General features: G+C 40.2%; 11 protein-coding genes and 1 pseudogene. 6 read left to right on the forward strand and 6 right to left on the reverse strand.

Annotated elements, in window-relative coordinates:
• Positions 1 to 17: 17 nt before the first annotated feature.
• A complete protein-coding gene (locus HC725_RS12490; protein ID WP_190332149.1) occupies positions 18 to 557 on the reverse strand; it encodes a DUF2058 domain-containing protein in 540 nt (179 codons plus the stop codon).
• 146 nt (positions 558 to 703) lie between these two features.
• Here HC725_RS12490 and HC725_RS12495 point away from each other — a divergent pair, with 146 nt between their 5' ends.
• The 3 genes from HC725_RS12495 (at position 704) to dbpA (ending at position 3,013) form a co-directional block, all read left to right on the forward strand.
• On the forward strand, positions 704 to 1,270 hold the full coding sequence (locus tag HC725_RS12495) for a DUF1415 domain-containing protein (RefSeq protein ID WP_190332150.1): 567 nt from the start codon (positions 704 to 706) through the stop codon (positions 1,268 to 1,270).
• A 15-nt stretch (positions 1,271 to 1,285) separates the two neighbouring features.
• Positions 1,286 to 1,513, forward strand: a complete 228-nt coding sequence (locus HC725_RS12500; RefSeq protein WP_153447081.1) for a glutaredoxin family protein — start codon at positions 1,286 to 1,288, stop codon at positions 1,511 to 1,513.
• Positions 1,514 to 1,615: 102 nt separating this feature from the next.
• Positions 1,616 to 3,013, forward strand: coding sequence for an ATP-dependent RNA helicase DbpA (dbpA, locus tag HC725_RS12505; protein ID WP_190332151.1), 1,398 nt, complete (start codon positions 1,616 to 1,618; stop codon positions 3,011 to 3,013).
• A gap of 128 nt (positions 3,014 to 3,141) precedes the next feature.
• Here dbpA and HC725_RS16725 read toward each other — a convergent pair.
• From HC725_RS16725 to HC725_RS12525, 5 genes and pseudogenes are all read right to left on the reverse strand, one after another.
• Positions 3,142 to 3,237 (reverse strand): annotated as a pseudogene (locus HC725_RS16725) (LysR family transcriptional regulator); the annotation flags it as partial.
• Positions 3,238 to 3,278: 41 nt separating this feature from the next.
• Positions 3,279 to 6,260, reverse strand: coding sequence for an SIR2 family protein (locus HC725_RS12510; protein ID WP_190332152.1), 2,982 nt, complete (start codon positions 6,258 to 6,260; stop codon positions 3,279 to 3,281).
• A gap of 744 nt (positions 6,261 to 7,004) precedes the next feature.
• Positions 7,005 to 7,367: an MmcQ/YjbR family DNA-binding protein gene (locus tag HC725_RS12515; RefSeq protein ID WP_190332153.1), complete on the reverse strand. Its 363-nt coding sequence runs from the start codon at positions 7,365 to 7,367 to the stop codon at positions 7,005 to 7,007.
• A 44-nt stretch (positions 7,368 to 7,411) separates the two neighbouring features.
• Positions 7,412 to 8,146 carry a class I SAM-dependent methyltransferase gene (locus HC725_RS12520; RefSeq protein ID WP_190332154.1) on the reverse strand — a complete coding sequence of 245 codons (735 nt, stop codon included), beginning with the start codon at positions 8,144 to 8,146 and terminating at the stop codon, positions 7,412 to 7,414.
• 5 nt (positions 8,147 to 8,151) lie between these two features.
• A complete protein-coding gene (locus tag HC725_RS12525; protein ID WP_190332155.1) occupies positions 8,152 to 8,484 on the reverse strand; it encodes a DMT family transporter in 333 nt (110 codons plus the stop codon).
• Between the two features lie 245 nt (positions 8,485 to 8,729).
• Between HC725_RS12525 and HC725_RS12530 the strand changes: the two genes are divergently transcribed.
• The 3 genes from HC725_RS12530 (at position 8,730) to HC725_RS12540 (ending at position 12,485) form a co-directional block, all read left to right on the forward strand.
• Positions 8,730 to 9,989, forward strand: coding sequence for a D-amino acid dehydrogenase (locus HC725_RS12530; protein ID WP_190332156.1), 1,260 nt, complete (start codon positions 8,730 to 8,732; stop codon positions 9,987 to 9,989).
• The gene (alr, locus tag HC725_RS12535) at positions 9,982 to 11,067 is read left to right on the forward strand and encodes an alanine racemase (protein ID WP_190332157.1); all 1,086 of its coding nucleotides are present in this window, start codon (positions 9,982 to 9,984) and stop codon (positions 11,065 to 11,067) included. The genes HC725_RS12530 and alr overlap by 8 nt, the downstream gene beginning before the upstream one ends.
• 233 nt (positions 11,068 to 11,300) lie before the next feature.
• Positions 11,301 to 12,485, forward strand: a complete 1,185-nt coding sequence (locus HC725_RS12540; protein ID WP_190332158.1) for an MFS transporter — start codon at positions 11,301 to 11,303, stop codon at positions 12,483 to 12,485.
• Positions 12,486 to 12,652 lie beyond the last annotated feature (167 nt).

A 12,652-nucleotide genomic window follows, 5' to 3' on the forward strand; every position in this document is an offset into this window, starting at 1 on the left:
TATATCTGTTTAAGGAATTACCACATCAAATCATCGGGTACGACGAAATCTGCGTATGGGTCGTCTTCATCTTGTTCTTCTTTGCTTAATACATTGTTCAGCACAATCGTATTTTCATCGCGCAGGGCAATTTTATCCGCCACGCTTGCTGGAATAATCGCGTACTCTTCTTCTTCACCACTTTTTGCCACATAACGTGCAATCGCCAATCGGCCTTTCGTGAGTTCTGCTTGCGTTTCTTTATCAACGTAAAGCTTTTTAACTGTAGTACCATCGGTAAAGTTATAGCCAATCTCACCATCACGAATCGTAATTCGGTTCATCTCAATAAGCTGTTTGACTTGCGCTTTCATTTCTTTCGACAGTGTGGCTTCTTTTTGCTGAGCACTTAATGCTTTATCACGCTCAATTTGCGCTTGTTTATTCACTTCAACCGCTTCGCGCGCTTCACGTGCTTGGACGCGTGATTTTTTAGATGTTTTTTTTGCTTTTGCCAATTTTTTGCTGTTCACCAAACCAGCTTTCAGCATTTGTTCTTGAAGAGTTAATTTAGCCATAATGAGTTCAGGTGCTCTCTAAGTCTTAATTGAAAATATTCTGTCGGCAATTATACCTGTAATTTTTAGCAAGGTGCAGATTATTAAGATCAATAGATGAGGTTAACTATGCTAGAATACGGCGCGATTAATTATTTGAGGTTCACATGTCTATTCCTACTTTTGCAGAGATTGAATCTCAAGTAGAACAATGGCTGATCGATGTCGTAATTGGATTAAATTTATGTCCTTTTGCCGCCAAGCCGCAACGAAATGAACAAATTCGTATCTTTGTATCCGATGCTCAAGTAGAAGAAACGTTACTCGAAGATGTGTTTCAAGAGTTCACTCGTTTAGCACAAACCGATGTGAAAGAATTAGAAACCACCTTAGTCGTGATCCCGAAAATGCTCAGTGATTTCGATAATTACAACTTCTTTTTAGATTGGGTAGATGCTCTACTCAAGCAAGAACAATGGGAAGGTATTTTCCAAGTGGCGACTTTTCATCCCGATTATTGTTTTGCAGGCGCAAGCCCAGATGATGCGGAAAATTTAACTAATCGCGCCCCCTATCCTGTTCTACACTTAATTCGTGAAGACAGCATGGCAAAAGCCGTTAAGCATTACCCTAATCCGGAAGCAATACCCGATACCAATATTGCTCGCGTCGAGGCGTTAAGCGAACAGGAAAAACAGAAATTGTTCCCTTACCTATTTAACAATAAAGATTAAAAGATCACTATGGCGATGAAAAGAGTTGTCTTATACGTGGGAGCAAAATGCCCACACTGCAAAGCCGCAAAAATGTATTTAGATTCAAAGGGCATTAAGTACCGTTTGTGTGATGCTCAACTGCAACGCGGCCGTAAAGAATTAGAAGCTATGGGCGCGCGTGGTGTTCCCGTACTAAAAATTGGCGATCGCATGATGGCGGGATGGAACGCCGCCAACTTTGATAAGATTTATAACAGCTAACATGACGTGATGATGAGAAAACAAAAATCACAACCAATTTGATAACTCGTTAAGCGTAATACTTCGGTTAACGAGCGCATTTATTATTAGGAATAACAAACTTTGACTTCAACGACCTCTAACACAGCATTTAATAGCCTGAACCTTGATAGCGCATTAATCGAGAATTTAGACAGTTTAGGTTATCAATCGATGACACCAATTCAAGCCGACAGCCTACCATTAATGCTGGCTGGCAAAGATGTAATTGGGCAAGGTAAAACTGGCTCAGGTAAAACAGCCGCATTTGGTTTGGGTTTATTAGCCAACTTAGATGTGAAACGTTTCCGTGTACAAACCTTAGTATTATGCCCAACCCGTGAACTCGCCGACCAAGTCGCGACTGAGATCCGTAAATTGGCTCGTGGCATTCATAACATCAAAGTATTGACCTTATGTGGCGGCATGCCATTTGGCCCACAAATTGGTTCGCTTGAACATGGCGCTCATATCCTTGTTGGTACGCCAGGCCGTATTTTGGATCACCTTGATAAAGGTCGTATTGACTTGTCTGAGCTAAATACGCTAGTTCTTGATGAAGCGGATCGCATGTTAGATATGGGTTTCCAAGACTCATTAGATGCCATTATTGCGGAAGCACCAAAAGAGCGTCAGACCTTACTCTTTAGTGCCACTTTCCCACCAGAGATTAAAAAAATTGCTGATCGCATCATGCGCAATCCAGAGCTAGTAAAAGTAGAAAGCCAACATACTAACACCAGTATCAGCCAGTTTTTCTATGAAGCCGGAAGCTTTGAAGAACGTTTACGCGCCACTCAAATTTTACTGTTAACTCATAAGCCTGAGTCATCTGTAATTTTCTGTAATACCAAGCGTGAGACACAACAATTAGCCGATGAATTAGAATACAAAGGCTTTGATGTCATCGCTCTACACGGTGATTTAGAGCAACGCGATCGTGACCAAGCTCTAGTCCGTTTTGCTAACAAAAGCTCATCAATTTTAGTGGCAACCGACGTTGCAGCTCGTGGTTTGGATGTTGAAAACTTAGATGCTGTGATTAACTTCGAACTGGCTCGTGATGCAGAGATTCACGTTCACCGTATTGGTCGTACTGGCCGCGCAGGCAGCAAAGGCATGGCATTTAGCCTATTCTCTGCTAAAGAAATGTTTAAAGTCGCACAAATTGATGAGTACATGGATATCGCGATTTCACCATCGACGCTGCCATCTGCTGATGTGTTATCTGATGCGCCTTTCGTGGCTAAAATGGCGACCATTCAAATTGATGGCGGTAAGAAACAAAAAGTTCGTGCAGGTGATATTTTAGGTGCATTAACCGGTGGCGAGCAAAGCATCCAAGGTAGCCAAGTCGGTAAGATTAATTTATCCGATATTCGCGCTTATGTAGCAGTACAAAAAGATGTTGCCAAGAAAGCCCTTAAAATCATTTCAAATGGTAAAATGAAAGGTAAAACCTTCCGAGCTCGTATTATTTAATTAATATCTAGATGTATTCAAACAGCCCTGTGAGTTTTGCTCACAGGGCTGTTTTGTTGTAATAAAGGTTTAGTGTTTTTAAGCGTGAATTGGACAAAAATGCGTTACGCGAGCGATACCGAAGCAACCTATGTGAGGTATTTTTCCTCTAACAGAGAAACAACCCACTTTTGTAGCAGATCATCGCTATGCCATACGGCGATAACATCAAACGACGCGGGTGACGTTCTTCTTTAGTCATTTCTGTCAGTAATGGTATAACTTTTTATGGTTGAAATTCCAGAAGCCTTGGTTGCGGGATTTCTTTGATTTTAGTTCTGTACTTCATTTCATTTTCATTGTCAGAATTTAAACGCCACACAATTGTACCTTTAAAAAATATCAAAAAGATCACATCGTGCATTTGCCTGTGTTCAGCTATTTCCCAGAGCAACTGGTGACATTGATTGAAAAGTGAGTCAAACTTTTGCCTGAATAGGTAATCGTAGATATTTAGAAGTTCATTTATATCGTTATCTTTAATGCGTTCAAAAAGTCCCATTTCAATATATGCTTGATGTTTATATATCTTAGCGCGACAAATGTTATATTCACTTTGATCTGATTGTATTGCTTTATTGAGATTATTAATCTTCTCACTATGTGTACGTTCTCGATTAATGGTGAACAAGATGTTATTTGCCGTTGTAAAGTGACCAAGCTTTCTTGCTTTTTTCTCCAATTTAACTAGGGTTTGGAAATGAAGGTCAGATGGTTTACTTTCTGCAAGCAGAGCTTCGGTTATAATGTTCTCAACAGAATGTCTGTGGAAGTCATTTTTTCGTGATTTTGCGAGCTTAATCGCCATATCCCAGTTCGTTTTTTCAAGCAAGTACAATCTTTCCCTATAGATCATATCCTGTGTCTGTTTATCCGACTCTGGGCATAACTCTTCACATAAATCTAAGTACTCCTTTGCTTCATCGTAGTTGGCTTTCATTCTATACGCGCTGGACATTAGACCATAATATCGATGCAATTGGTCACTATCGACTTCTTTAATCACACCTAATAAACTGTCTACAGCTGTAATTGTTTCCGTGAAGCGAGATGTACTTTCAAGTAAATACACATACGCTCCGCTTAGAGTGCATAGCTTATTCATTCTTCTTAATAACAGCTCTGTTGATTCTCCCGTCTCTTCAGCATGACGAATATTGTCTCGACACTCTTCGAACGCGTTGCGAAGCAGGGTACAGGTATTATCTTCTTCAGTATTGTACCCAGACTGTGAGATTTTTCGATTGATAGAGCTGAGCTTTACACCCCTTTTCGTTCGGATGAGAGTAACATTCAAGTACTCATTGGATATTTGCAATATCTCTGAACGGGTCATTTTACTCAGCATGTAGTCTTTGATTATAGGGTTAATTTTGACTAGCTTAGAGTCCAGATCTAATTGCACTGTTGTGGCAAGTTCTAGTCTAATGAGTTCCATTGTATGCCTAGCATGTAGACCTGTTCCCATTTCAGCCTTACGAATATTGGTCAATGTTTCTCCATTCTTGAGAATGGCAAGAATTTTCAGATACCTTAACACTGGCTCCTTTGAGGGTTCATCGAATAATAAGTTGATCTGATTCATCGTGGTTTTAGGAATGTGTTCTGAGTGAAACGCATCATTGAACATCTCGGCATCTGAAAGAACTTCTTCAACAGAGCTAACATTTAAGTAGTCCATTATTAGTTCCAGCTTCTCTACCACACCTTCCGAGTATTCGTATATCTGAGATATTTGTGCATGTGTAAAGCTATGCTTGTCAAATCGATTGTCTAAAATAAGCTGAGTGTCGTTTCTATCCAGTTTTTTTAGTTCGACTTTCAACTTGTCAAATTGTTTAATGTCAACACTTGACATGTAGATGAAAAATACATTCTTGCGTATAAGGTTTAGGCTCTTCGGAAGGTTAGATAAATACATCAAAGCTTCCGCATCCATGTCACCACGAATCTTATCGAAAATAATGAAATGGACATCATCTTCACGTAAGTTAAGTAAGTAAGAAAGCTGCGACAAAGGCTGCCCCGAATCCATAAGGACTTGATGGTCAATTTGTGCTTGAGAAATAACCTCTGAGCAGTTCACTCTCACGCAGTGAGTGTCTTTACTTGATACCGCGTTCGTTAGCGAATAGATGAAGTCATATGCACCGAAACCTAATGGTGACCTTACAAACAATGAGTTGTGCTTTGTCAACTTTTGTATTGCTTTACTTCTAGTTCGCCCACGGGTTTGACTGTTGTAATGCCGATCTGGAATGTTGTAGTAGTTAATGGTTTCTAAACGTTTTTGTTCGATGTCTCGTTGCTCAATTTGTCTCTTTTTTATTGCACTTACCTGTGCCAGTGTTGCGAACACCTTATTGCAATCGATCCCTTTATATAATTGTATTCGACCGCGACTCATGCCATCGTTCAGACTATTTAATAACGGGGCTTCTCTTTGCTCTATAACTGCGCTGTTGCCTTCGTAAAAACACCATAAGATATTGTAGCTCAACTGCGGGTTAATAACTGCAGATGCCAAAGAGCGAGTAAAACTATCATCCCATCCGCCATACCCCATAACCACCAGACTTTGATTGCCTATGAGGTTTTGCAATGAAGTTTCAATACGGTCTCTATTTGATTGCAACTGATTCGTCGTGTGCATTGAATCGCCACGCTCCCAACTACCATGCAAATGATAAATATTGATATTGTCGTTTACATCGTTGGGGAGCTGAGTATCTGCCACCACGCTAAAAGAGTTGAACTGAATTTCTTGATTCCTGAACTCCTCTTCAAGTAGCGTATCAAAGTTGGTCGTGATGATGTTGTTTACTACGATGTTGCCGCTTTTGATACTAGCAACGAAGTCTTTGATTGCTTTAGGTACTCGATGTCTTCCGTTCTCGTCGATATTACTTTCTACTACCCGCTTAATGATTTCATTTACCGACTCTTGACCACATAATCCGGCTATTAGGCTAAAAGCTTGTTGGTATCTATCCTGTTCTGAAAAGCTATGTGCTTCTTCGAAATAGTGGTCATAAACTTCTTGCTCAATTGCATATTCGTCAATAAATTCAAGAACGCTTTCAACGTTTGGAATGCCGACTCCATCAGTTATTTGACTTAGTGCAGCACCAAACAAAAAAGTAGATCCCTTGCTATTATTTTTGATTCGTATGTTTAGGATACGTTCATCGTAAAAACTAACTGACATGTATTGCTATTGCTCCCGATATTTTGTTTTGTAGTTATTTATATTTCTTTGGGTGTTAAACAAAGGCATTGACGATTCATTTTATAGCATCTCCTCATATTACAGGCTTACTAAGCAACTCTGTAACTCACTCTATTGAGTCAAGCTATTGCTTAGTGTGATTGCAGCGCCATTCCACTGTTTTAATAATTAGCGGGTAAATTTGATGAAGAGTAAGGATCCCAAAGATGGGCTCATGGTGGGCAATCCTGCTCCCAAATTGATGAATAGCCACCAAATCAGTAGATACGGTTTCATTTGGCAATTAATCAATTAGGCACATATTGATTCATTCTAAGAATTTGGTCAAACATAGAATTATGAAGCTGTAATGAACAGTAACTCTAAATGATAAAGGAGCAAAAAATAGTTAATAATACGCTTTATCAGATTCTGAACTACGCTCCTTCGTCGCTATCCAGAATGACAAATTCTGGCTAGCCTCGAGGTATAAATAAGTATCAAGTCTCCACCACGTCATCTCGTACATGAGCCTAAGCGAAGAAGATACGAGATCTTCTACCGCGAATTGAGTTCCAACACATTATTAGAGATCCTGAACATCGTTAGTTCCTCACTCTTCAGGATGACTATATTTCTAGGCATAAAACAGTTAGTAACACGCTTTAGGAGATTCTGAACTACACTCCTTCGTCGCTATTCAGAATGACAATGTTTAACTAGTTTCTAGCATAAAGAATACAATTATTGATTCAATCCAAGCTCTTTTTGCAAACGCTTGGTTAACCCTAATGACACTATTCGATACGACTCTTTTAAGTAATAGCCCAGTTCTTCATCTGTTTTTGCTTGGGTGTCGAAATGCTGTATCCATTTCATTCCACGTGAGGCGAAATAAGGCGCGGGTTTATAGCCTTCCTGCTCTTTCAAAAAATCGAAATTTAATTCAGATGTTTTAAATACATACGCCGGTTTATTTTTCTCGCCCCAACCACCAATCGCGAAAACTTTTCCACCCACTTTCCATACATGAGCATTATTCCACTGCACCACATAAGTAGTGGATGTCATAGAGCGGCATAATTGATTGAATTCATCGTACGTCATGGCTTTTCCTATCTCGAATTCAGTGATCAAATCATCTCATTACTTTATGCTTTTGATGCAGAAAGGATAAGCATCATTGGTCGTCTTAGTTCATCTTGCATTCCATCAATCGTATTAAGCATTTGTTGCGAAGGTGTTGGTTCTACTAATGCCTTTAATTGAAAACCAGCATTTAATAGTGATGCAATATAATTGGTATAAGTTCGATGATATTTTTTAACCGTACAACCCAAAAACTCAGTTTTGATTAAGCCTTCATGAAAATAGTTATCTAGTGGCCAATGTGCTATTTCACCTTGCTCATTTAGTTGCCAATATTGTTTTTCATTCGCGGTAAAAATGGGGTTTTCAACCGAGAATAAAAATACGCCATTAGGTTTAAGTAATCCAAATACCTTGTGGCATAACGCAGCAAAATCTTGCACATAATGGAATGCCAATGAGCTAATGATCACATCAAAGCTCTTCTCTGGAAAATCAATATCTTCTATCGCGGATTGGATATAACTAATTTTATCACTTGTATTAAACTTAGCTGCTTCGGTAAGCATTTTTTGAGAGATATCGACACCAATAACTTGTGCAGCACCTTGCTCTTGTGCATAGCGGCAATGCCAGCCAAAGCCACAGCCCAGATCAAGAACGGCTTTCCCGCTTACATCAGGAAACAAAGCTTTTAGTTGATGCCATTCACCTGCCGCTTCTAAACCTTGTTGAGAACGAGGCATACTTTTGTATTGTTGGAAAAATTCACTATCGTCGTATTTATTTTCTTTCATCTTTATTAATGTCCACCAGTTTTAGAAAAAACATTGATCACAATGACGCCCAAAATTATCAAAGCCATTCCTAAAATCGCGGGGAAATCGAGCTTCTGCCCGTATAAGAACCACGAAACAATAGCGACTAATACAATACCTAGCCCTGCCCAGATCGCATAAGCAATCCCAACAGGTAAGACTTTCAGCGTCATTGATAAACCGTAGAAGGCAATCAGATAACCCACAACGACAATTAAGGATGGTACTAGCTTAGTAAAGCCTTCGGCCGATTTCATTGCCGAGGTTGCGATTACCTCCGAAACAATTGCAATACCTAAAAACAACCAATGCTTCATATCTTTCCTACACTTAACGTTAGACGACTTGTGGCCATATTACGGTAAAGCTCGAATACCATAAATAAAAATATGACCAAGATCTCACTTTTATTTTCACTACTATTTAATAATTTTTATTCTGCATTTCACTATAAATTACAGTGTTTAATACCAATAAAATGCAAAATACAAAGCACCATTCTCTTAATTTTGGAATATGATTAGCACTATCGAATGTTTCATTATTGTTAATAAGGTGAAGTATGCATGTAATCGTTTTAGGTGGTGGTGTACTCGGTGTGGCAAGTGCTTGGTATCTTGCGAAGTCCGGCCATCAAGTTACCGTTATCGACCGCCAAAGTACTGTTGCTCAGGAAACTAGCCACGGTAATGCTGGAATGATTTCTCCCGGTTATAGCTCTCCTTGGGCTGCGCCCGGCGTACCGTTTAAAGCAATTGGTTGGATGCTACAAGACCTATCACCTTTTATGATCAACATGAAAGAACTCGATGGTTATACCTTATCTTGGATGACCAAAATGTTAGCCAACTGCAATACTCAAAGTTATCAAGTTAACAAAGCGCGTATGTTGCGAATTGCGGAATACAGCCGTGATTGTTTTGTCGATTTACGTCGTGAGCTCAACATTGATTATGATGCACGCCAATTGGGTACTTTACAGTTGTTTAGAAAGCAGAAACAAATTGATGCTCTGCAAAAAGATATTGAAGTATTAAAACAATTGGGCATTGAGCATCAAGCGTTAGATATGGCTGGTTGCGTTAAACATGAACCTGCCTTGCAATATGTAAAAGATAAATTTGTGGGAGGGTTGCATCTGCCTGGTGATGAAACGGGCGATTGCTTCAAGTTTACGACGGAATTGGCTAAACAATGTGAACAAATGGGCGTCATCTTTATGATGGATACTCAGATTAAAAAACTCAATCAATCGAATGGGAAAATCATCAGTGTCACGACAGATAAAGGCGAGATCATTGGTGATACTTATTTGTGTGCATTAGGAAGTTATTCTCCTCAAATCCTGAGCACTATTGGTATTAAAGTGCCTATCTATCCAATCAAGGGATACTCTCTCACACTTCCAATTGAAGATGAGTCGCGCGCGCCACAATCCACCATTATGGATGAAACCTATAAAGTTGCGGTCACCCGTTTTGACGATCGCATTCGCGTTGGTGGTACGGCAGAAATTGCCTCTTATAATCTTGAGTTACCGGAAAAACGCCGCGCCAGCATTGATTTTGTGGTGCAAGATATGTTCCCCGGTGCTGCTGATGTAGCGAAAGCCGAGTTTTGGACTGGTCTTCGTCCAATGACGCCAGATAGCACACCAATTTTAGGTGGGACTCAGTATTCCAATTTGTTCTTAAATACCGGTCATGGCACTTTAGGTTGGACGATGTCGTTAGGCTCTGCCAAGTTTGTGAGTGATATTATTAATCAGAAACAACCTGACATCGATCCTGAAGGTTTGTCTATCGAGCGTTATTATGGCTAGACCAACCACTGCAACCATTGATTTGACTGCATTTTGTCATAATTACCAATTGGCAAAAACACTGGCTAATGGACAACATGCGGTTGCGATCATCAAAGCGGATGCTTATGGGCATGGTGCCGTAAAAATGGCGCATGCACTAAAAGATGACGCAGATGCTTTTGGTGTCGCTTGTATTGAGGAAGCACTAGAACTACGCCAATCCGGCATTACTCAGCCAATTTTATTGCTCGAAGGTTTTTTTAGCACTGATGAACTTCCGCTGATTGCTGCCAATAATTTTTGGTGCGCGGTACACAGCTTCGAGCAAATTGAATTCATTGCCCATGCGGATTTAGAGTCCCCTATCACAACTTGGTTAAAAATGGATAGTGGGATGCATAGACTTGGTATTCCTCCCGAGCAATACCAACTTGCTTATCAACAATTAAAAGCGCTTCCACAGGTTGAAAAAGTCGTCTGTATGAGTCACTTCTCCAGCGCAGATACCGCCTTTGCACCTGATAATATTACCCACCAGCAAATACAACTTTGCCAGTCGATATTTAATCAACTCGATGCCGACATTAGCCTTGCCAATAGCGCTGCAACGTTAGGTTACCCCGAAGCAAGGCAACAATATTTAAGACCTGGAATTATGCTATATGGCGCGTCACCTTATAGTGAATCTCATCCTTTGGCTGATCAGCTACAGCCAGTGATGACCTTACATTCTGAAATTATTGCAATACATGATGTACCGATTAATGAAGCAATTGGTTATGGTCAACGTTTTGTATGCTCAGCCCCAACCAAAGTGGGTACGGTCGCAATTGGTTATGCCGATGGTTATCCGCGTCATGCAAAAGATGGCACTCCAGTGATGGTGAATGGACAGCGTACTCGCATTATTGGTCGGGTATCGATGGATATGCTCACCGTCGATTTAACTCATGTTACCGATGTTAAAATAGGCTCAACGGTAGAGTTGTGGGGAAAACACCTTCTCGCGATTGAAGTTGCCGAACATTGCGATACGATCGCGTATACCTTGTTTACCGGGATCACGCGCCGTGTTCATAAACACTACATCACATAAATATGGTATTAAAAAACTAAAAACGATTATATCCCCGTATTACTTAAAGCTGCAGCTTTGTTGACTACGCTCGCTCACCCCACTCACTTAGTGAACTAAGCTCACGGGGCTTCACTTGCTTGTCGCCTCACTGCAACTTCAATTACTTTGGGTATGGCTGAGTAGATCTATTGGTGTATTAAGTCAACAGTTGTTACTCTATTTATTAATATGTATTGGACTAAGCAATTGATATGACGACAAAGGATAATAATCCATTTAGAAAAGCAACCTTCGGGCTCTTTATCGGCTCTTTTATCTCTTTTTGTAACTTGTATTTATTCCAGCCACTCTTACCTTTAATTGCCGAGCATTATTCTGTTTCTGCGGCCCAAGTAAACTGGGTGTTAGCAGCCGCTACTTTTACCTTGGCATTGTCATTAGTGCCCTGGGCTATCTACTCTGAAAAAATTGGGCGTCGTAAAGTTCTATTCATCAGCTTATATGCCTCTCCTGCTGTCGGTTTACTATTACTTTTTTCAGATCAACTTATAGTACTGATCGCCGCCCGAGCCATAATGGGTATAGCATTAGCTGGATTCATTGCCGTGGCGGTAGCCTACATGGCAGAAGAATTTCCACCTAAAATTTTCATGCTTGCCGTTGGCTCATACATCAGTGCCAATTCGCTAGGCGGGATCACGGGTAGAATTTTCGGCGGTATGGTCGGTGAATACTGGGGCTGGAAAGCTGCCGTAATTGGCATGGTGATACTCAGCCTTATTATTGCCATCGTGGTAACCATACTTGTTCCGGCACAACGAAATTTCACAGTCAAAAATACTAGTTTAGTCACCCACACTAAAGATACGCTCCATCATTTTAAAACCCCAATCCTTTGGTTCGCCATGTTACTGGGCGGGCTTAACTTTGCCTTATTCGTTAATCTATATACGGTAATGGGCTTTCGCTTAGTTGCCGAACCTTTTTCTTTGCCGGTAAGTTTAGTGTCTCTAATTTTCTTGTGTTACTTAACCGGAACAATCACCTCGCGATTAAGTGGCGTCTGGGTGCAATACTTTTCTTCGATTAAAGGAATGGTGTTAGGCACCGTGATCAGTTTGACTGGTATGTTGATTGCCCTCATTCCGACGTTACCCGCCATGCTAATCGCCCTCTTATTCATCAGTTCTGGTGCATTTTTCACTCATTCTTTAGCTTATGCTTGGGTTAGCTCAAAAGCACAAATAGCCAAAGCCAGCGCGACTGCTTTATATCTTGTCCATTATTATGTGGGTGGAAGCTTAGGCGGTTTTTATCTTATTTATTGCTGGCAACACGGTGGATGGCAAAGTGTCGTTTGGGGCGGCAGTGTTATCTATTTAGTCATGTTGTTAATTTGTTTAAAGCTAAAGCACTTAAATCAACAAACTATATAAAACGCCAATAAACTCAATCGAATTAACGGCAAATCTCCATCCTTATAATAAAATTTGTTATCATCTGTCAACACCAGTTGAAATCTGATCCACTTTTTTAAAAATTCACCGTTTTAATATTGATCCACTTATTTGCTCAGCTATTGCTAATTTCTAATATTCCAGCT

The organism is Vibrio sp. S17_S38 (assembly GCF_014694375.1).
Lineage (GTDB): Bacteria > Pseudomonadota > Gammaproteobacteria > Enterobacterales > Vibrionaceae > Vibrio.